The organism is Streptomyces sp. GbtcB7 (assembly GCF_019091445.1).
Lineage (GTDB): Bacteria > Actinomycetota > Actinomycetes > Streptomycetales > Streptomycetaceae > Streptomyces > Streptomyces mirabilis.
On sequence record NZ_JAGXJM010000041.1, the window covers coordinates 24,266 to 43,157 of the forward strand.

17 protein-coding genes are annotated in these 18,892 nt (G+C 72.6%); 10 read left to right on the plus strand and 7 right to left on the minus strand.

Translation table 11 applies throughout. The features are described from left to right. The first annotated feature begins 137 nt into the window (after nt 1-137). The 7 genes from KVT44_RS44880 to KVT44_RS44910 all read left to right on the plus strand — a co-directional run bounded on the left by KVT44_RS44880 (nt 138) and on the right by KVT44_RS44910 (nt 6,706). Nucleotides 138-1,046, plus strand: coding sequence for a TauD/TfdA family dioxygenase (locus KVT44_RS44880; protein ID WP_217573821.1), 909 nt, complete (start codon nt 138-140; stop codon nt 1,044-1,046). 105 nt (nt 1,047-1,151) lie between these two features. Next, a complete protein-coding gene (locus tag KVT44_RS44885; protein ID WP_217573823.1) occupies nt 1,152-2,633 on the plus strand; it encodes an MFS transporter in 1,482 nt (493 codons plus the stop codon). A gap of 44 nt (nt 2,634-2,677) precedes the next feature. Beyond that, nucleotides 2,678-3,247 carry a cupin domain-containing protein gene (locus tag KVT44_RS44890; protein WP_190173735.1) on the plus strand — a complete coding sequence of 190 codons (570 nt, stop codon included), beginning with the start codon at nt 2,678-2,680 and terminating at the stop codon, nt 3,245-3,247. Nucleotides 3,248-3,353: 106 nt separating this feature from the next. Next, complete coding sequence (locus tag KVT44_RS44895) at nt 3,354-3,824, plus strand: nuclear transport factor 2 family protein (RefSeq protein ID WP_190173736.1); 471 nt, start codon at nt 3,354-3,356, stop codon at nt 3,822-3,824. A gap of 230 nt (nt 3,825-4,054) precedes the next feature. Beyond that, on the plus strand, nt 4,055-5,518 hold the full coding sequence (locus tag KVT44_RS44900; RefSeq protein ID WP_217573824.1) for a DHA2 family efflux MFS transporter permease subunit: 1,464 nt from the start codon (nt 4,055-4,057) through the stop codon (nt 5,516-5,518). Nucleotides 5,519-5,612: 94 nt separating this feature from the next. Beyond that, on the plus strand, nt 5,613-6,227 hold the full coding sequence (locus KVT44_RS44905) for a dTDP-4-dehydrorhamnose 3,5-epimerase family protein (protein WP_217573826.1): 615 nt from the start codon (nt 5,613-5,615) through the stop codon (nt 6,225-6,227). Nucleotides 6,228-6,259: 32 nt separating this feature from the next. Continuing rightward, nucleotides 6,260-6,706: an NUDIX domain-containing protein gene (locus KVT44_RS44910; protein WP_217573828.1), complete on the plus strand. Its 447-nt coding sequence runs from the start codon at nt 6,260-6,262 to the stop codon at nt 6,704-6,706. 270 nt (nt 6,707-6,976) lie between these two features. Here the strand turns inward: KVT44_RS44910 and KVT44_RS44915 are convergent, their stop codons facing one another. Next, complete coding sequence (locus KVT44_RS44915; RefSeq protein WP_217573830.1) at nt 6,977-7,630, minus strand: hypothetical protein; 654 nt, start codon at nt 7,628-7,630, stop codon at nt 6,977-6,979. Between the two features lie 277 nt (nt 7,631-7,907). On the opposite strand from KVT44_RS44915, the gene KVT44_RS44920 reads away from it, so the two are divergent. Then, nucleotides 7,908-9,140: a hypothetical protein gene (locus tag KVT44_RS44920; RefSeq protein WP_217573832.1), complete on the plus strand. Its 1,233-nt coding sequence runs from the start codon at nt 7,908-7,910 to the stop codon at nt 9,138-9,140. A gap of 27 nt (nt 9,141-9,167) precedes the next feature. Here the strand turns inward: KVT44_RS44920 and KVT44_RS44925 are convergent, their stop codons facing one another. The 3 genes from KVT44_RS44925 to KVT44_RS44935 all read right to left on the minus strand — a co-directional run bounded on the left by KVT44_RS44925 (nt 9,168) and on the right by KVT44_RS44935 (nt 12,065). Then, nucleotides 9,168-9,641 carry a carboxymuconolactone decarboxylase family protein gene (locus tag KVT44_RS44925; protein WP_217573834.1) on the minus strand — a complete coding sequence of 158 codons (474 nt, stop codon included), beginning with the start codon at nt 9,639-9,641 and terminating at the stop codon, nt 9,168-9,170. Nucleotides 9,642-9,768: 127 nt separating this feature from the next. Continuing rightward, nucleotides 9,769-10,761, minus strand: a complete 993-nt coding sequence (gene rfbB / locus KVT44_RS44930; RefSeq protein WP_217573836.1) for a dTDP-glucose 4,6-dehydratase — start codon at nt 10,759-10,761, stop codon at nt 9,769-9,771. A gap of 236 nt (nt 10,762-10,997) precedes the next feature. Next, nucleotides 10,998-12,065: a glucose-1-phosphate thymidylyltransferase gene (locus KVT44_RS44935; protein WP_190173745.1), complete on the minus strand. Its 1,068-nt coding sequence runs from the start codon at nt 12,063-12,065 to the stop codon at nt 10,998-11,000. Nucleotides 12,066-12,231: 166 nt separating this feature from the next. Between KVT44_RS44935 and KVT44_RS44940 the strand changes: the two genes are divergently transcribed. Continuing rightward, on the plus strand, nt 12,232-12,654 hold the full coding sequence (locus KVT44_RS44940) for an ester cyclase (protein ID WP_067383410.1): 423 nt from the start codon (nt 12,232-12,234) through the stop codon (nt 12,652-12,654). Between the two features lie 109 nt (nt 12,655-12,763). Here KVT44_RS44940 and KVT44_RS44945 read toward each other — a convergent pair whose 3' ends face one another. Then, nucleotides 12,764-13,729 carry a Gfo/Idh/MocA family protein gene (locus tag KVT44_RS44945; RefSeq protein ID WP_217573838.1) on the minus strand — a complete coding sequence of 322 codons (966 nt, stop codon included), beginning with the start codon at nt 13,727-13,729 and terminating at the stop codon, nt 12,764-12,766. Nucleotides 13,730-13,758: 29 nt separating this feature from the next. Continuing rightward, on the minus strand, nt 13,759-15,159 hold the full coding sequence (locus KVT44_RS44950) for an NDP-hexose 2,3-dehydratase family protein (RefSeq protein ID WP_217573840.1): 1,401 nt from the start codon (nt 15,157-15,159) through the stop codon (nt 13,759-13,761). Between the two features lie 194 nt (nt 15,160-15,353). On the opposite strand from KVT44_RS44950, the gene KVT44_RS44955 reads away from it, so the two are divergent. Beyond that, a complete protein-coding gene (locus tag KVT44_RS44955; RefSeq protein ID WP_217573842.1) occupies nt 15,354-16,538 on the plus strand; it encodes a glycosyltransferase in 1,185 nt (394 codons plus the stop codon). 598 nt (nt 16,539-17,136) lie between these two features. On the opposite strand, the gene KVT44_RS44960 is transcribed toward KVT44_RS44955, so the two are convergent. Continuing rightward, nucleotides 17,137-18,756 carry a condensation domain-containing protein gene (locus tag KVT44_RS44960; protein WP_217573844.1) on the minus strand — a complete coding sequence of 540 codons (1,620 nt, stop codon included), beginning with the start codon at nt 18,754-18,756 and terminating at the stop codon, nt 17,137-17,139. Nucleotides 18,757-18,892 lie beyond the last annotated feature (136 nt).

The window sequence follows — 18,892 nt, forward strand, 5'->3', positions numbered from 1 at the left end:
GCAACGCTACTGCATCCGCGGGCAGTTGCTGGTGAACGACGATCCGCCCTGGCGGCGAATCGTCTTCCCTTGCCCTGCTCCGCAGGAGTCCGTTTCCTCCCCAGCCCGAAGGCTGGGGTATCCACGGAGGAATCCAGATGAGCACGGCTATGAAGACCACCCCCTACGGCACCGGCAGCGGCCTGCTGGTCGAACCCGCAGGCCCCGGCGGCCTCGACGGCGTCGACCCCAAGGAACTGCGCGACCTGCTCTCCCAGGCCGGCTTCCTGCTGCTGCGCGGCTTCGGCGCGGACATGGACGCCTTCACCGCCCTGGTGCAGCACACCTCCACCTCCACCACCCTCGACCCCGCCCGCGACTTCTACTCCGAGGTCGCCCAGAAGGTCGACGCCGGCTTCGACGAGGTGGGCCTGCACACCGAGAACGGCAACAGCCCCTTCCGCTCCCACCTCGCCTGGTTCTTCTGCGAGAAGGCCGCCTCCTCCGGCTCCCAGACCACCGTCTGCGACGGCTACCGCGTCTGGGACGCCCTCAGCCCCCAGGCCCGTACCGCGTTCGCGGCCCAGGACATCGTCTACAGCCGCTACGTCGCCGAGCCGCAGTGGCGGGCGATGGCCCACCACCTGCTGGGCCGCACCAAGCCCGCCGACGAGATCGGCGTCGAAGAACTCCTCGCGCTGGCAGGCCAGTTGCCGGGCACCGAGATCGTGCCGCAGGACGACGGCGGGGTGCGCTACTCCTTCACCACCCCCGCGGCCGGCACCACCGTGTTCGGGCCGCGCCCCTCCTTCGCCAACAGCATCCTGGGCCCCTCCTTCAACTACGAGAAGCCCACCATCACCTTCGCCGACGGCACCGCCCTGTCCCCGCAGCTGCTGGCCGAGGTCGAAGAGGTGACCGCCCGCCTCACCGAGAACCTCGACTGGCAGGACGGCGACGCCGCCGTCATCGACAACACCCGTGTCATGCACGGCCGGCGCGCCATCACCGACCCCGACCGCACCATCTACAACGCCCTCAGCTACATCGAGGCACCCGCCGCCTGACCGGGCCGCCCCTGCCGCCCCCACCCCGCCGGCGCAAGAAGAAGCAGCAGCAGGAGGAGGAGGGGGGCAAGGGGGGCGGGAGGCAGATTCATCCGAGAGGGAGCCATGACCACCGACCACACCGCCGCCCCCCGCACGACGGACACCGCACCCGCCGCCGCGGATCCCCGCCGCTGGCGCCTGCTCGTCTTCGTCGCCCTCGCCCAGTTCATGGTGCTCCTCGACACCACCGTGGTGAACCTCGCCCTGCCCGCCATCCAGGCCGACCTCAAGGCCGGCGCCACCGCCGTCGAATGGGTGCTGACCGCCTACATCCTGTGCTTCGGCGGCCTCATGCTGCTCGGCGGCCGCACCGCCGACCGCTGGGGCAGGCGGCGCACCTTCCTGCTCGGCGCCCTGCTGTTCACCGCCGCCTCCCTGCTGTGCGGACTCGCCCAGGGCGCCGGCCTGCTGATCGCCGCCCGCGCCCTGCAGGGCTGCGGCGCCGCCTTCCTCTCACCGGCCGCGATGTCCCTGGTCACCACCACCTTCCCCAAGGGCCGCGAACGCACCACCGCGCTCGCCGTGTGGGCCGCGCTGGCCGGCCTCGGCGGCACCCTCGGCGTCATCGCCGGCGGCCTGATCACCGACAGCCTCAGCTGGCGCTGGATCTTCTACATCAACCTGCCCTTCGGGATCGTCGCCGTCACCGGCGTCCTGCTGCTGTCCCGGGGCCGCCCCGAGACCCGCATCCGCGGCTCACGCCCCGACATCGCCGGCGCCGTCACCGTCACCGCGGGCCTGGCCGCCCTCGTCTACGCCATCGTCAACATCCAGGACCACGGCGCCGCCTCCACGCCCTACGTCCTGGCCCCGGCCGCCGCCTCCCTCGCCCTGCTGGCCGCGTTCCTCCTCATCGAACGCCGCACCCCCGACCCGCTGATGCCGCTGCACCTGTTCGCCACCCGCTCCCTGGCCACCGCGGGCCTGGGCCGCGTCCTGACCAGCGGCGTACAGGCGTCCGTGCTCTTCCTGTGCAGCTACTACCTGCAGCGCACCCTGGGCTACTCCACCCTCAAGTCCGGGTTCGCGTTCCTGCCACTGGGCGTCGTCGCCATCCTCGTCACCGCCCCCGCCACCCGCATCATGCACAAGGCCGGCCCCCGCCCCGTCTACCTCGCCGGCGCCGCCGGCTCCGTCCTCGGCCTCCTCCTGCTCACCCAGGCCCCGCAGAACGGCACCTACCTGCTGCACCTGCTGCCCGCCCTGCTCATCCTCGGCGCGTCCATGCAGTGCTGCGGCATCCCCGTCAACGTGCACGGCGTCTCCGACATCCCCGCCCGCCAGCAGGGCATCGCCTCCGGCGTCCTGGTCGCCGCCTTCCAGGTCGGCGCCTCCCTCGGCGTGGCCACCGTCGCCACCAGCGCCCTGACCCGCACCACCCACGAACTCACCCACCACACCACCCCCGCCCTGGCCTGGCTGGACGGCCTCCACCTCGGCTTCTGGATCGCCACCGGCATCGGCGTCCTCAACCTGCTCACCGCCTACTTCGGACTGCCCCGCCACCGCCGCGCCCCCGCCCCGGCCGGCCCCCGCACCACCTGACCACCCCCCAACCCCCCAGCCCCCCAACGGACACGGAGAGGCCCATGGCACGCCCCGGAGACACCCTCCACCTCGGCAAGGACAAGCTCACCTTCCTGACCACCGCCGCCGAAACCGACGGCGCCTTCGTCGAAGTCGAAGTCGAATACGCCCCCGCCGTCATCAAACCGCCCCAGCACTACCACCCCCGCCAGACCGAACACATGCGCCTTCAAAGCGGCCGCCTCCACCTCCAGCTCGACGGCGTCCTGCACGAGTACGAACAAGGCGCCGACTTCTACATCCCGCCGGGCGCCGTCCACTCCATGTGGAACCCCGGCCCCGAACCCACCCGGGTCATCTGGCGCACCACCCCCGCCTACCGGACCGAAACCGTCTTCGAGACCCTCTGGGGCCTGACCAACGAAGGCCGGCTGCGCCCCGACGGCACCCCCCGCCTGCAGATGCCGCTGCTCGCCCTCGCCTTCCGCGACGAGTACCGCGTCGTCACCGGCCGCCCCTACCCCCTCGACACGGCCCTGTGCCTGCTGCTCTCCCCGCTCTCCCTGGCCTGCGGCTACCGCCCCACCTACCGCCCGCCCCAGAACACCGCCACCCTCCAGCCCACCGCCTGAACACACCCGCACAAGCCCGGAGTTCGAGCCGGACCCAAGGGCGCAGCGAGCCGTGCGCCCTAGCGTCGGCCCCAACCGAACACGGCCGATGCGTGGAGGAATGGTCATGGCCACCGAAGCACACGAATTCACCCTGCCCGGCGCGGATCTCCCGCAGCCCGACGCCGAACTGCGCAAGAAGCGCGAGGCGGTCGTCCTGCAGCACACGGTCGCCGAGATCGCCTGGGACATCGACGGCGTGCTGGCCACCTTCCCGCGCGGCGGCGTCTACCGCATCCAGGCCTTCGAAGAGGGCCCGCTGATCGGTGAAGAAGCCATCAAGAAGGGCTACTTCGCCGACCTCAAGGCCGCCTTCCCCGACCTCGAGCACGAACTGCACCACGTGCACCACACGCCCACCGCCGTGATCCTCGAGGCACAGGCCCGCGGCAGGCAGGAGGCCGACTGGCGCGGCATCCCCAACCGCGGCAAGTCCATCGACGCCCCCGTCGCGGTCTTCTTCCACTTCGACGGCGACGTCCTGATCGACGAGACCCTCTACTTCGACATCGCCACCTTCCAGCGCCAGCTCGCCTGACCCTCCCCCCTTCTCCGCGGGCGCGGCGGGGCCCGGACACCGGTGTGGCCGGTGTCCGGGCCCCGCCGTGCCGCGCCCGTGTGCCGAGCGGGGCTCGAGGAGGACTTGAGTGCGCGTCCGTAGCGTCGGCGGCGCCGTACCGGCCCGCGCGCGGGCACCAGGGCGCCGCGGGCCGGACCGGTCACGGCGATGAGCATCTCGCACGACCCGCCTCCAGAAAGGATGCTCGGATGAGCACCGTCAACCCCCCATCCCCGGGCGGTGAAACCAGGAGGGTGGTCTTCTGGGCCATTCTCACCACCAGCCTCGCCTCGTTCATGGCGGGACTGGACAACCTCGTCATCATCACCGCGCTGCCCACCATCCGCGAGAAACTCGGCGGCAGCCTCACCGACCTGGAATGGACGGTCAACGCCTACACCCTGTCCTTCGCGGTCCTGATGATGTTCGGCGCCGCCCTCGGCGACCGCTTCGGCCGCCGCAAGGTCTTCAGCCTGGGCCTGCTGCTGTTCACCGCCGCCTCCGCGGCCGCCGCCCTCGCGCCCGGCATCAACGAACTCGTCGCCGCCCGCGCCGTCCAGGGCGTCGGCGCGGCCATCATCATGCCGCTGTCGGTGACCCTGCTGACCGCCGCCGTGCCCGCCGAGAAACGCGGCGCGGCCCTGGGCATCTGGGGCGCCGTCAACGGACTGTCCATCGCCGCCGGCCCGCTGGTGGGCGGCGCCATCGTCGAGCACCTGTCCTGGCAGTGGATCTTCTGGCTGAACGTGCCGATCGGCCTGGCCCTTGCCCCGCTGTCCTTCCGCAAGCTCGCCGAGAGCCGCATCGCCCACTCCCGCCTGGACGCCGTCGGCACCGCCCTGGCCAGCCTGGGCCTGTTCGGCATCGTGCTGGGCCTCATCAAGGGCCACGGAGACGGCTGGACATCCCCCCAGGTCCTGGGCGCACTGATCGGCGGCACCGCCGTGATGGCCCTGTTCGTGGTGTGGGAGAACCGCACCGAACACCCGATGGTGCCGATGCGGATGTTCCGCAACCGCGCCTTCACCGCGATCAACCTGGCCGGCGCCCTCATGTCGGTCGGCATGTTCGGCGCGATCTTCCTGATGACCCAGTTCCTGCAGAACATCCAGGGCTACACCGCCATGCAGGCCGGCGTACGGCTGCTGGCCTGGACCGCCATGCCGATGGTTGTCGCCCCCATCGGCGGCATGGTCTCCGACCGCATCGGCGGCAAACCCGTGGTCACCCTCGGCCTCGCCATGATGACCGCCGGCATGGTCTATTGGGCGTTCGTCCTCAAGCCGGACGTCTCCTACGCCGCCCAGCTGCCCTCCCTGATGATCTGCGGCGCCGGCATGGCCCTGTTCTACGCCCCGCTGATGAACCTCACCATGGGCTCGGTCGCCGAACACGAACAGGGCATCGCCTCCGGCGTCACCGCCGCCACCCGCGAGGTCGGCGCCGCCCTCGGCGTGGCCCTGCTCGCCTCCATCTTCAGCGCCAACGGCGGCTACGCCTCACCGCGCAACTTCGTCGACGGCCTGGTGCCCGCCATGTGGGTGGGCGCCACCGCGGTGGCGCTTGCCACCTTCGCCATGCTGGGGGCCCCCTCCCGCCGGCGCGCCGCCGCGAGCGCCCCCGTCGCACAGGCCGCCCCCGCGCAGGAGAGTGCACCGGCCCCCCTGCACTGACCTGGCACCGGGGCCGGCGCCACCCCACGGGTGACGCCGGCCCCGGCGCCGTCCCACGAACCGGCACCCCGACGCCCCGACGAACCGAGGACGCATGGCCATTGAGGAGATGAAGGTCCGCGACGCCTTCCGGATCACACCGTCGCAACTGCCGGACAACCGGGGCCTGTTCTTCGAGGCCTGGCGGCTGGGCGGCCTGACCGCGGCCAGCGGCCAGCCGTTCATCGTCCGGCAGGTCAACTTCTCCGTCTCCCGGCGCAACACACTGCGCGGCATCCACGGCACCACCCTGCCGCCGGGCCAGGCGAAACTGGTGACCTGCGTGCGCGGCGCCGCCCTGGACGTGGTCGTCGACCTGCGCGTCGGCTCCCCGACGTTCGGCATGTTCGACACCACCCTGCAGGAAGCTGGCTCCGGCATCGGCGTCTACCTCGCCGACGGCCTCGGCCACGCCTTCCTCGCCCTGAGCGACGACACCTGCATGAACTACCTGTGCTCCCAGGAGTACGTGCCCGGCACCATGGTCGACATCCAGGCCCTCGACCCCGACATCGGCATCCCCTGGAACACCACCGGACAACTCATCCGCTCCGACAAGGACACCCACGCCCCCAGCCTCTCCGAGGCCGCCGCCCGCGGCCTGCTGCCCACCTACGAACAGGCCCTCGCCTCCTACCACACCGCCGCCCCCGCCGGCCCCCGCCCGTAACCTGACAGGTGGCGCCGGCAGCGGGAGGTGCGGTGATCGAGTGTGTCCGGGCGGTACTGGTCACGCCCGCCGGCCGGCTGCTGCTGATCCGCCGCACCTGGCCGGGCGCCACGCCCTACCGGGTGTTTCCCGGCGGGCACGTCGAACCGGACGATCCGGGCCTGCGCGCGGCCCTGGTCCGTGAGATACGCGAAGAGACCGGCGCCGAGCCGCAGATCACGGGCCTGCTGCACGTGCTGGCCGACGCACACCAGCGCCAGTACTTCTACCTGGCCCGTATCCGGTCATGGTCCGAGGCGGACCGCACCGGTCCGGAGTTCGCCGACCCGGACCGCGGAGAGTACCGGCTCGAGGAAGTCCCGCTGAGCGTGCAGGCGCTCGATGCCCTCAGCCTGGAGCCGGAGGAGATCGCCGCACTGCTGCGCGCCGCGGTGACGGCCGGGACCGATCTGGCCGCCCTGGCGGATCCGGCACGGTGAGTCCGGCGGCCGGCACCAGGAACCCCTCCGCCAGGAGCCTGGCCGTCGGCGGCCGCCGGGTGTGAACCGGCCTGCCCTGTCCGCAGGTTGGAGCGAGCCCGGCGCAGGGCCTCACACGCTTCCTCTCGCGGCCTGGCGGGATCTCCACTCACCCCGGAACGGGAGGGCGCGGAGAAATCAGGTTGATCAGCATCCGGCCAGTCGATCAGGCGCGGACCCCGCACGCTGTGGCGGAGGCCATCGTTCCGCAGGCGGGAGGCGAGGGGGGCGTCAACTCCTGCCTGCCCGGGGAGTGCGGCCGCGCACGGGCACTCGCCACTTCTGTTGAAAGTGCGAACCGGTTTGCTCCGGTCGCCGATCGGGGGGCACCGACCTAACCTCGGTTGAGGCCGACAGTGACCAATGGGGCAGTTGTTCAAGATGGGAGAACATCGTGAATGACACATTCCGCAGCCACTGGGGGCGCACCTTCGCCGTAGGAACCCTGACAGCGGCCCTGCTGTCCGGGGGAACAGCGGGCGGTACCGCGATAGCGGCCACCGGATCCCAGCACCCGGCCGCACCCGCGGCGACACCTTCGACATCGGCGCCGGAAACGTCGAAGACGACGACCACCGCGCCGACGCCGACGACAACCACCAAGCCGTCGCCCACGACGACCACCAAGCATTCGCCGAAACCGTCGCCGACGAAGACCCACAAATACTCGCCGAAGCCGACTCCGTCGAAGACGCACAAGTACACGCCGAAGCCGAAGCCGACTCCGTCGAAGACGCACAAGTACACGCCGAAGCCGAAGCCGAAGCCGACTCCGTCGAAGACCCACAAGTACACGCCGAAGCCGAAGCCGACTCCGTCGAAGACCCACAAGTACACGCCGAAGCCGAAGCCGTCGAAGACAGCGCACCCGACCATGACCGCCAAGCCGACCAAGACCTCCTAGCCCTGACCGCCGGGGCAAGTGACACGCCCGCGCCCCTGATGCGCGGGCGTGTCTGCCGGAGCCTTCGCCCTCCCCCTCGCACAACCATCCGGCGTCCGGTACGTCTGATGCGGTATGAGGGCGTGGTGGACGGACAGGAAGCGGCGGTATGCGGCCGTGGTGTGTGCAGTGGTACTGGCGGCGGCCGGGGCAGGCGCCGTCGCCCTGAAAACCCGTCACCCGGCGCGGGCGCCCGGGGCCGTGCTGACGTTCCGGTCCGTGCTGAACACGTTCTACCTGCCGCGCTACACCGCGCCCGGCCATGCCCCCTGGGCCCCCGAATACCGGATCCGCCTGGCGGCGGCCGCGGCCCCGTCCAGAGGGAGCCAGGGGTTCGCCAGGCAGGTCGAGGCGGATTTCGACCTGTCCGTCTTCAAGGGGAAGGCCGACATCTGGGGGGAGAACAAGGGCTACGGCTGCGCCCGGTCGGGCTTTCGCGTGACCTGCGCGCTGCCGGACATCAAGTACGGGGAGGGAGCTGATTTCCTTCCCTTCCAGGTGAAGCCGAAGCCCGGTACGGCCTTGGGCCCGGCCGGATCCATCGTGGTGACCGTGCACAGCGCCGACGCGCCCACCATCCGGCACACCACCCGTGTGAGGGTCGGCTCGCCGTATCTGACCACCCGGAACAGGAAACTGACGGGGGTGCGCCCCGGGGGCGAGGTGCGGCTGATACCCGCCTTCGGCAATCGGGGGGACACCGGTGTCGACGGTGGCATCACCGTCGTGGTGGTGGCGGACGGCAGCACCCTGCTGCCCCGGTACGGCAACTGCCGCTACAACAAGGCGGCAGCGGCCACCGAGGCACAGTGCGACTTTCCCGGCCCGCTGCCCGCGGGGACGGCGTACGAGACGGACCATCCGGTCATCGCCGTGACCGGCCAGGACACGAGGAGCGGCAGCCTGCACTACAGCGTGTGGCCCACCGCCGATATCGACGGTCCGTCACAACTTCCCGGGCGGGCTGTGCGCGGCACCGGTGAAGTGCTGCGGCTTCGGCCGGTGAACGGCGGCGCGTTCACCGGGAGCGAGTCGCACAGGAGCCGGGGAGCCGCCGGGGCACTGGACTTCGAGACCACGCGGGTCGACGACGTGGAGGCCGTCGGCTTCACCATCCGGGGCAGGGTGGGCGAGGAGGTCCGGACCGAGGTGCCGTATCCGAGGGGCTACAGGGGCGACACGATGTGGGTGACGCTCCCCGACGGCGTCAGCCTCGTCACCCGGCCACCGCAAGACCTGCAGAGCGAGGACTCCTACTGCCGAAAGGGCCCGGCGAAGGGCGGCCCCGTCGCCTGCGGGCCGGGGGCCGAGCCCTACGCCGTCGTCCTGCTGGTGCGTATCGACAAGCGCGTCGAAGGGGCCCGCGGCAGCGTCACGGTCCCGCCCGGTCCCGCCGCCGACCCGGACCAGGACAACAACACAGCCCCGGTGACCGTGGAGTACATCCCGTGACCGTCCCGTGCCGCAACGGGCGCCCGGTCATCCGAACTGGCCGGGCTGGTAGTCGCCGGCGGGCTGCCGGACGAGGACGTTCACGCGGTTGTAGGCGTTGATGAGGGCGATGAGGGAGACGAGCGCGGCGAGCTGGTCCTCGTCGTAGTGCTTGGCGGCGTTCGCCCAGGCCTCGTCCGTGACCCCGCCGGCCGCGTCCGCGATGCGGGTGCCCTGTTCGGTCAGCTCCAGGGCGGCGCGTTCGGCGTCGGTGAAGACCGTGGCCTCGCGCCAGGCCGCGACCAGGTGGAGGCGCTGCGGGGTTTCCCCGGCGTGCGCGGCGTCCTTGGTGTGCATGTCGGTGCAGAAACCGCAGCCGTTGATCTGGCTGGCGCGGATCTTCACCAGTTCCTGCGTCGCGGCCGGCAGCGCCGCGTCCGAGACTGCCTTGCCTGCCGAGTTGATGTGCCTGAGGACCTTGCCTGCGACCGGGTTGCCGAAGAGGTTCAAGCGGGCGTCCATGGTGAGCTCCTGTGCCGTTGGCGGTGGTGACACCTTCCTGACGGATCAGCCCGGCAGGATGTGACAGGAACGCAGGGAAGGCGTCTTCTCCGGGCCCGGTGCCGCCCCCGGGAGCGCGCTCACCGGCTCACAGGGCGGCTTTGTGCTTCAGGGGTTCCCACCAGGCGCGGTGGTCGCGGTACCAGGCGAAGGTCTCGGCCAGGCCCTGGGTGAAGTCCTTGCGGGGGCGGTAGCCGAGCTCGCGGGAGATCTTCGTGCAGTCCACCGAGTACCGCAGGTCGTGGCCGAGCCGGTCGGGCACGTGCTCGACGCTGTCCCAGGTCGCCCCGGCGAGGTCGAGCAGCAGGGTGGTCAGTTCCTTGTTGCTCAGCTCGGTGCCGCCGCCGATGTTGTACACCTCGCCCGGCCGGCCGCCGGTGCGCACCAGTTCCAGGCCCTGCACGTGGTCGTCGATGTGCAGCCAGTCCCGGACGTTGAGCCCCTCCCCGTACAGCGGGACGCGGTGTCCGTCGAGGAGGTTGGTGACGAACAGGGGGATGACCTTCTCGGGGAAGTGGTGGTGGCCGTAGTTGTTGGAGCAGCGGGTCACCCGGACGTCCAGGCCGTGGGTGCGGTGGTAGGAGAGGGCGACGAGGTCGGAGGAGGCCTTGGAAGCGGCGTAGGGGGAGTTGGGGCGCAGCGGGTCGCTCTCGGGCCAGGAGCCCTCGGCCAGGGAGCCGTAGACCTCGTCGGTGGAGACGTGCAGGAAGCGGGCCGGGCCGCCGGGCCGGCGCAGCGCGGCGTCCAGCAGGGTCTGGGTGCCCAGCACGTTGGTGGTGATGAACTCGGCGGCGCCGAGGATGGAGCGGTCGACGTGGGACTCGGCGGCGAAGTGCACGATCTGCTCGTGGCCGGCGACGAGACCGGCCACGAGCCGGGTGTCGCAGATGTCGCCGTGCACGAAGCGGAAGGCGGGGTGGGAGCGGACCGGGTCGAGGTTGGCGGGGTTGCCGGCGTAGGTGAGTTTGTCGAGCACCGTGATCTCGACGCCGCCGGGGCCGTCCGGGCCGAGCAGGGTGCGTACGTAGTGCGAGCCGATGAACCCCGCTCCGCCGGTGACGAGGATGCGTGTGGTGGTCATCTGATCCCTCCGTGGATACTCCGCTCTTCAGGCGGAGAGGAAACGGACTCCTGCGGAGCAGGGCGAGGAGCGACGTGAACGCGGCGAAGAACCTTCTGGCTGCCGGGCCGGCAGTGTCCGCGTGTGGAGCTGGTGCAGGGCCTCAACGGCAGAACTCCGGGCGGGCAGTCGGCGACGAAGCACGAACCCTGACGGCGTGAGCCGTGAGAATCCCCCTCGTTCACGGGAGGGAGAAGTCAAGACGAGATCTGCACCTTGCTGTGGTCGCCGAGGATGAGCCGGTGGGCGGCGGGGACCCGGGGTGCGGGGGTCACCTCCACGTTGCGTCCGATGATCGAGGCCTCCACGCGGCGGGCGCCGCGCACCGAGGAGCCGTCCAGGACGATGGAGAACTCGATCTCGCTGTCGGTGATGCGGCAGTCGTGGGAGATGGAGGTGAACGGGCCGACGTAGGAGCCGGCGATCACGCTGCCGGTGCCGATGACGGCCGGGCCCACGATGCGCGAGCCGCTCACCCGGGCGCCCTCGTCGATCTGCACCCGCCCGATGATCTCACTGGCGTCGTCGACGTCGCCCTCGATGTGCGGCTCGGTGTGCTCCAGGACGGAGCGGTTGACCTCCAGCATGTCGCCGACGTTCCCGGTGTCCTTCCAGTAGCCGGAGATCGTCGTGGAGCGTACGTCGCGCTGCTGGTCGATGAGCCACTGCAGGGCGTGGGTGATCTCCAGTTCGCCGCGCCAGGAGGGCGTGATGGCGCGGACGGCCTCGTGCACGGCCGGGGTGAACAGGTAGACGCCGACCAGCGCGAGGTCGCTCTTGGGGGCCTTGGGCTTCTCCTCCAGCCCTATGACCCGTCCGTCCGCGCCGAATTCGGCGACCCCGAACTGGCGCGGGTCGGGGACCTGGGTGAGCAGGATCTGGGCGGCGGGCCGCTGCGCGCGGAAGGCGTCGACGAGGGAGGAGATGCCGCCCACGATGAAGTTGTCGCCCAGGTACATGACGAAGTCGTCGTCGGCGAGGAAGTCGCGGGCGATGATGACGGCGTGGGCCAGGCCCAGCGGCGCGTCCTGGGGGATGTAGGTGACGGTGAGGCCGAACTTGGAGCCGTCGCCGACGGCTTGCATGATCTCGTCGGCGGTGTCCCCGACGACGATCCCGACCTCGGTGATGCCCGCGTCCGCGATCGCTTCCAGGCCGTAGAAGAGCACCGGCTTGTTGGCCACGGGCACCAGCTGCTTGGCGGATGTGTGGGTGAGGGGGCGCAGGCGGGTTCCGGCCCCGCCGGAGAGTACGAGAGCCTTCATGAAGGTGAGGCTAGGAGCGGGCACTTGAGCCGGGATGGGGGATGGGCCGCGCCCACAGGCCCCCTCCAGGGCGGCTCGAGAGGCGGTGGGGATCCTCGGGTGACACGGCGGGGCGGGCGGCTGCGCCTGCCCGCTTCGGTGACGCGAGCCCAGGAAGGCTTGAGGCATGGCAGACAACCACCGTGAACTCGTCCAGCGCTTCGTCGACATGATCAACGCTCATGATGTGAGCACCATGAGCGAGCACACCGCGCCCGGGCACATCGACCACAACCCGGTCGTGGAGGACGGCATCGAGGCGAACACGGCGTTCTGGGAGCAGATCTTCGCCGCGTTCCCCGACGTCAAGGTCGTCACCCACGACCTGGTCGTGGAGGGGGACCGCATCGCCGGGCGTTTCGAGTACTCGGGCACCCACCAGGGCACGTTCTTCGGCGTCGAGGCCACCGGGCGGCCGCTGAACTTCCAGTCGATCGACTTCTGGCGGGTCGAGGACGGCCTGCTGGCCGAGCACTGGGACCAGCTGGACATGGCGGGGCTGTTCCGCCAGCTCGGCGTCGACATCCACGCCGGCCAGGACGGCCGGTAGCCGTCGTCGGGCGCGGGCGGGCGGCCCGGCGCGCACCGTGTGCGCGCCGGGCCGCCCGTGCGTGAGCCCGTACGTGAGCTGGTACGGGGCTGGGCCGTCCGCGTGTTGTCTATACGGGGCCGGGGCGGGCCGCGGCCTGTTCGACGGCGTCGGTGAGCCGGGCGTGGGCGAGGAGGGCCTCGGTGTGCGGGGTGAAGTCCTCGCGGTCGAGGACGGCCCGGGCGAAGACGCCGGCGATGTTGGTGAAGTGGGTGTCCGGGGCGAGGCGGATCTCGCGGACGGCGCCGCCCTGTTCGACGTGCAGGACGGGGACGTGCTCGTCGGGGGTGCTGAAGGCGCGTTCCAGGCGCAGCCGTCCCTGGCTGCCCCACAGGTCGTAGCCGCTGCGGTAGGCGTGTTCGACGCCGTAGGCGAGCTGGGCGGCCGCCCCGGAGGCGGCGGTCAGCAGGGCGCCGCCGGCGGGCGCCGGCCCGTGCGCGGTGGCGGGGCTCACGTGGGCGCCGGCCACCCGCAGGTGCGGGCCGAGGAAGAGCTGGGCGGCGCGCAGCGGGTAGGCGGCGACCTCGGGCAGGGTGCTGGCCCGCCGCAGGGTGCCGTCGGCGTCGCGGCGCAGCGGGATGCCGAACTCGGAGCCGAACAGGCGCAGTTCGCCGATCAGCCCGTCGCCGAGCAGCTGCTGGAGGCGGGCGTGCTGGGAGTGGTGGAGGAACATGAAGCTCTCCATCAGCAGCAGGCCGCGCTCGCGGGCGAGGGACACCGCCTTGTCCGCGTCCGCGAGGCGGGCGGCGAACGGCTTCTCGCACAGCACGTGCTTGCCGGCCTCAAGGGCCCGCAGGGTCCACTCCGCGTGCAGTTGGGGCGGCAGCGGCAGGTAGACGGCGTCCACGTCGTCGCGCTCCAGCAGCCCGGCGTAGCCGGCCACCGGCGTGCCGCCGAACCGGCCGGTGAACGCCCGCGCCTTCGCGAGGCTGCGGCTGGCGATCGCGGTCACCTCGACGAGCGGCTGGCGGGCCATCGAGGGCAGCATGCGCCGTTCGGCGATGTCCGCGCAGCCCAGCACCCCGATCCGCAGCACGCCCGCTCCTTGTGCGCGCACGGGCCCGTTCACCGGGCGTACGCCCCGCCGCGGGCCCAGGCCGCGCGCAGTGCGCTCAGCAGGGTCCGGGCCTCGATGTTGAGGTAGTTGCTGTGCCGCAGCAGGGCGGACAGCTGGCCGGCGGTCACCCACAGGAAGTCCCCGGGTACGTCGACGGGGAACTCGCCGCCCACTTCCATCAGGACGTAGCGGTTGCCGGCGTGGTGGAAGCGGCCGCCCTCCTCGGACTGCACGGTGTCGTACAGCAGCGTGCCGGGATCGGCGCGCAGGACGAGGTCGAGGTAGCGGGGCCGGCGGGGGAGCGGCAGGGTCAGGGCGCGGCCGGGCTGGCACTGCACGGTGGGGCCGAGTTCGGCCACGTCCAGGACGCCGGCCTCGGAGCGGGCGTGGGCGAGCAGGTGCGGCACGCCGCCGATGTGGCGCACCAGGAACGCCGACAGGCCCTGTTCGGCCGGCGCGAGCAGGGGCTGGGTCCAGCGGGTGACCTCGCGGTTGGCGGCGGTCACGGACGCGGCGATGACGGTGAAGTGGTGGCCGCTGTCGTGGGCGATGGCGTCCTCGGTGCGCCGCCAGTTCCGCACGGCGGCCAGCGGCATGCTGGTCTGCACGAGTTCGCGGTGGGTCTTGATCTCGGTGAGCCGGTTGAGGAGGTGCTCCATGCTGTGCAGCGGGGGTCCTTCGTCGGCGTACGAGGGGATCAGTGACAGCACGGTGCGGGCGTCCATGTTGACTACGTTCGACTCGCGCAGCAGCTGGTGGATCTGGCCGAGGGTCAGCCAGACGAAGTCCTCGTGCGCGGGGACGGGGCCGAGGGCCTCGACCACCATGTTCCGGTTGCGTTTGCGCAGGAACCAGGAGCCCTGTTCGGACTGCAGGGAGTCGAACAGCACCCGGGAGCCGGTCCGCGGCGGGGCGAAGTACTCGATGTAGTTCACCTGGGCGCCCTTGTGTACGCCGGTGTAGTTGCTGCGGGTGGCCTGCACGGTGGGGGACAGCTGGACGGTCTCGAGGTTGCCGGGTTCCATCTTGGCCTGCATCAGGCAGTGCAGGACGCCGTCGAACTCCTTGACGACGATGCCCAGGATGCCGATCTCGGGCTGGTTGATGATCGGCTGCGACCAGGACGCGGCGTGCCCCTCCCACTCGGCGCGCACCTGCAGGCCCTCCACGGAGAAGAACCGGCCGCTGTCGTGCACGAGGTTGCCGGTGGAGTCCGCAAAGCGCCAGCCGACCAGGTCGCGGAAGGGGATGCGCCGCACCTCGTAGCGGTTGGTGCGGCGCTGTTCGGCGAACCATTCGCGGAAGACCGGATTGGGCGTCACCGGGCTGTCCAGGGTCTGGGCCGACAGCGTGAAGCGCCGCCCCAGACGGGTGAGGGTGCCCGGGGGTACCGCCTGGGTGATGGTCATCAGTCGTGACTCCTTCGCCGTGTGCCGCGCGCCCGGGGCCAGGCCGCCGCCACGACGATCCGCCAGGGCGATCGGCCGTGACTGGAGAGCGCCTCGAAACGCCCCGCACGCCCGCTCGAACCCCCGTGCCTGCCGGTGCTATGTCTCCTGTCACTGCTAGACAAAGGGTGGGGGCGTCCCTACCGTGGGGCGGTATGAGAATCCTCTTTGCCAGCGCGGGCAACTTCGGGCACGTGTATCCCCTGCTTCCCTTGGCGAAGGCCGCGCGCGCCGCGGGCCACGAGGTCGCTTTCGCCACCGGCGAGCAGCTGCACCCGGCCCTGCGGGCGGCCGGCCTTGAGCCGGTGACGGCGGGCCGCTCGGTTCCCGAGGCGTTCATGGAAGCAGTACGCGGCAGTGCCGGCCTCGAACACGGCGAGGGCGACGGCGACCTGGGCGCCCAGGACGTGCCGCCCGAGGTACTGGCCGACCTGCATGTGAAGGTGTTCGGCTCGGTGCTGCCCCGCTGGGTGGCCGCCGACCTCGCCCCCGTCCTGGCCGGCGGGAGCTTCGACCTCGTCGTCTACGAGGCGCTCAACCCCGGCGCCGCCTTCGCCGCGCACCTGGCGGGCGTGCCCGCCGTCGCGCACGGCGTGGGCGTGATGGCGATGGGCCCCGAGGAGGCCCGCATCCAGGAGGAACTGCTGGCCACCGCCGCCGACCTGGGCGTGCACGTGCCCGGCGGCCAGCTGCTGGCCCTGGCCCGCACCTACATCGACATCTGCCCGCCCTCCCTGCAGGACCGCGGCTTCCTGGCCGCCCCGCTGCCCCGCGTCGAGCAGCGCCCCGTCGCCTACGGCGAGCCGGGCGAACTGCCCGCGGCCATCCGGGACACGGACGGCCCCTTCGTCTACCTGACCCTGGGCACCGCACTGGGCTCGGTGGACGTCCTGCGCACGGTCATCGAGGGGCTGCTGCCGCTCGAGGTGCCGGTCCTGGTGGCCACCGGCCCGGTGGTGGACGTCGCCGACCTGGGCGAACTGCCCGAGCGGGTGGTGGCGGCCGCGTGGGTGGCCCAGCCCGAGGCACTGAAGCGGGCGGCCCTGGTCGTCCAGCACGGCGGTGCCGGCACCACCCTGGCCGCGCTCGCGGCCGGACTGCCCCAGCTGATCCTCCCGCAGGGCGCCGACGGACCCGCCAACGCCGCCGCCGTACGCGACGCGGGCGCGGGCGAGGTGGTCCACGCCGCCGACCTGTCGGCCGGCGCGGTCACCGCACAGGCCCGCCGCATCCTGGGCGACGAGACCTACCGCGACGCGGCCCGCAAGGTCGCCACCGAGATCGCCTCCATGCCCGCCCCCACCGAAACCGCCACCCGCCTCCCACAGTTCACGACCTGACGGCACCCGCGATCCCGGGCGTCCGCACCCGGCCTGCGGGCGTCCGCCCCCGGCGTGGGTGTCCGGCCCCGTCCCGGGTGCCGGATCCCCGGCCCGGCGTGCCTGGCCCCGGCCTGCGGGTGTCCGCCCGCGGTCCTGGGTGCCGGATCCCCGGTCCGGCGTGCCTGGCCCCGGCCTGCGGGTGCCTGGTTCCCGTCCCCAGGGCGGGACTCGGCCCCCGGCCGGGGCCTGCGGACCAGGCTCCCGGGGGTGGGGGGCAAGGTGCCCGGGGCTCCCGGCCCCGCCTCCGGGGCGCTCACCGCCACCCCCCCGGGGGGGATGTCCCGTCCGTAGAAGGAGTGACTCCCGATCCGCCGCAGGACCGACTCCCGCACACCGGGAGGGGACGGCTTCCGCTCCCGGGAGCCATCCCCTCCCCGAGGCCCTGGTCCGCCCGGCCGAGTCCGCCTCGGGTGCGTATCCCGCCCAACCCCCGGAGGGATACGCACCCCGCCCCCCGGGCGCCGGCCCGCCGGCCGCCCGGGCACCGGCTCCGGTGCGCGCGTGCATTCCCCCGGCACGCGCGCACCGGACGCCCCCGTCGCCGTACGGACACCCCCTAGGGGAGCGGCAGGGCAAGGTCGCGCGCGCCGGCCGGGGCGGGCAGCAGGTCGTCGACCGGGGTGTGCGGGGGCGCCGCCGTCAGCGCGGCCAGCGCGCCGCGCAGCTCGCGGGCCAGCCGCACGGCCCGCGTGCGGGAGAGCACCGCGGGGGCGAACTCCAGGCGCAGCAGCGGGTCTTCGCGCCAGCGCAGCACGGTCAGCGCGGCGTCCGCCGTGACGGCGCCCGCGTGCCCGTGGTGGAAACGCGCGCTCAAGTCGCCCGCCCGCACGCGCGCGGGCAGCAGCTCGTCGCGGGCCGCGAACGTCACCGGTGTCAGGACGGGCCGGGAACGGTCCGGACGCACCCCGAGCTCGCGCGCCAGCTCGGCGGTGTCGAGGTCCGCGCAGCCGAGGGCCTCGCTGAACGCGCAGGCGACCCCGCGCAGGAAGTAGTCGACGCCGCCCTCCAGTTCACAGCCCACCGGCACCGTCGCCGAGCACGGCGCGAGGGTGCCCAGCAGCGCCGCCGTGGCACGGCGCGGCACCTCGCAGCCCACCAGCAGCCGCTCCAGGCCCGCGCGCCGGCCCACGGCCAGCGCCCACGCCGCCAGCAGCACCGTGCCGTGCGGCACACCGGCCCGCCGGGCCGTCGCATCGGCCGCGTCCCGCAGCCGCACGTCGAGGCCGACGTGCAGCCGCTCGCCGCGGACATCGAACACGGCGGGCCGCGGCGCACCCTCCGCCAGGTCCACGACGGCGGGAAAACCGCGCAGCCGCTCGGCCCGCTCGCCCGCCGCCCGCAGCCCGCCCGCCCGCCCGGCCACCGCGGCGCGCCCCGCCGTATCCGGCCCGGGACGCAACCCCCGCACCAGCGGGCGCCGGTGCACGGCACGGTCGTAGTCGGCGAGCAGTTCCTGCCACAGCAGCGCCGCCGACCAGCTGTCGGCCACCGCGTCGTGGTACACGAACGACAGCAGATGCGCACCCCCGGCCAGACGGCCCAGGGCGAAGACGAGCGGCGGCCGGCCCGGCCGGCCGACCAACTGCCCCGCCCGCGCGGCCAGATACCCGTGCACCGCCGCCACCGGGTCCCCGCCCGCGCCCGCTCCCGCCGCCTCCAGAGTGACCAGCGGCGGGGCGCAGGCGGCGAGAACCCGCCGCACCGGGCCGTGCGGCGCATCCGCGAACACGGTCCGCAGGCCCTCGTGCCGCGCACCGAGAGCGGCGAGCACACGGCGCAGCGCGCCCGCGTCGAGCGGCCCGGCCAGCTCGGCACTGAGCACCCGGCACACCGCACCGGCACCCGCCGCCCGCTCGGCGGCCAGCGCCGCCCGCTGCCCGGGCAGCAACGCCCGCACCGCGCCCGCGCCCGCGGGCGGTCCGGGCACCGCGGCCGGGACGGGCACGGCCCGGGCCAGTACGTCCGCCAGCGGGGCGGGGCCCAGCAGCTGCGCCAGGTCCACGGCCAGGCCCAGCTGCCGGCCGGCGCGCGCCTGCAGCCGCACGGCCTGCGCGAGGCCGCCGCCCAGCGTGATGAAGGGGGAACCCGCGGCCCCGGCCGGCAGGGTGCGCCGGTCGCAGCCGATGACGTCCGCGGCCAGGTCGAGCAGCTCCTCCAGGGGAGTCGGGGTCAGCATGGGGTGGCCCTCTCTGTGGGCAGTCGTGCCCCGATGCTGGCGCCCGTGCCTCGAAGACCGCTCGAACCCGCCCCGCACAGAGCCGCCGTTCCCGTACGACGGCAGCCGATTTCAAAGACAGGGACTCTATCACTGA

What these genes read in the sequence shown, in the direction of transcription:
- rfbB (WP_217573836.1), bottom strand. Translation starts at nt 10,761, where the DNA reads ATGACCACCACACGCATCCTCGTCACCGGCGGAGCGGGGTTCATCGGC.
- KVT44_RS44950 (WP_217573840.1), bottom strand. Translation starts at nt 15,159, where the DNA reads ATGACCATCACCCAGGCGGTACCCCCGGGCACCCTCACCCGTCTGGGG.
- KVT44_RS44925 (WP_217573834.1), bottom strand. Translation starts at nt 9,641, where the DNA reads ATGGACGCCCGCTTGAACCTCTTCGGCAACCCGGTCGCAGGCAAGGTC.
- KVT44_RS44890 (WP_190173735.1), top strand. Translation starts at nt 2,678, where the DNA reads ATGGCACGCCCCGGAGACACCCTCCACCTCGGCAAGGACAAGCTCACC.
- KVT44_RS44900 (WP_217573824.1), top strand. Translation starts at nt 4,055, where the DNA reads ATGAGCACCGTCAACCCCCCATCCCCGGGCGGTGAAACCAGGAGGGTG.
- KVT44_RS44940 (WP_067383410.1), top strand. Translation starts at nt 12,232, where the DNA reads ATGGCAGACAACCACCGTGAACTCGTCCAGCGCTTCGTCGACATGATC.
- KVT44_RS44955 (WP_217573842.1), top strand. Translation starts at nt 15,354, where the DNA reads ATGAGAATCCTCTTTGCCAGCGCGGGCAACTTCGGGCACGTGTATCCC.
- KVT44_RS44960 (WP_217573844.1), bottom strand. Translation starts at nt 18,756, where the DNA reads ATGCTGACCCCGACTCCCCTGGAGGAGCTGCTCGACCTGGCCGCGGAC.
- KVT44_RS44885 (WP_217573823.1), top strand. Translation starts at nt 1,152, where the DNA reads ATGACCACCGACCACACCGCCGCCCCCCGCACGACGGACACCGCACCC.
- KVT44_RS44935 (WP_190173745.1), bottom strand. Translation starts at nt 12,065, where the DNA reads ATGAAGGCTCTCGTACTCTCCGGCGGGGCCGGAACCCGCCTGCGCCCC.
- KVT44_RS44895 (WP_190173736.1), top strand. Translation starts at nt 3,354, where the DNA reads ATGGCCACCGAAGCACACGAATTCACCCTGCCCGGCGCGGATCTCCCG.
- KVT44_RS44905 (WP_217573826.1), top strand. Translation starts at nt 5,613, where the DNA reads ATGGCCATTGAGGAGATGAAGGTCCGCGACGCCTTCCGGATCACACCG.
- KVT44_RS44880 (WP_217573821.1), top strand. Translation starts at nt 138, where the DNA reads ATGAGCACGGCTATGAAGACCACCCCCTACGGCACCGGCAGCGGCCTG.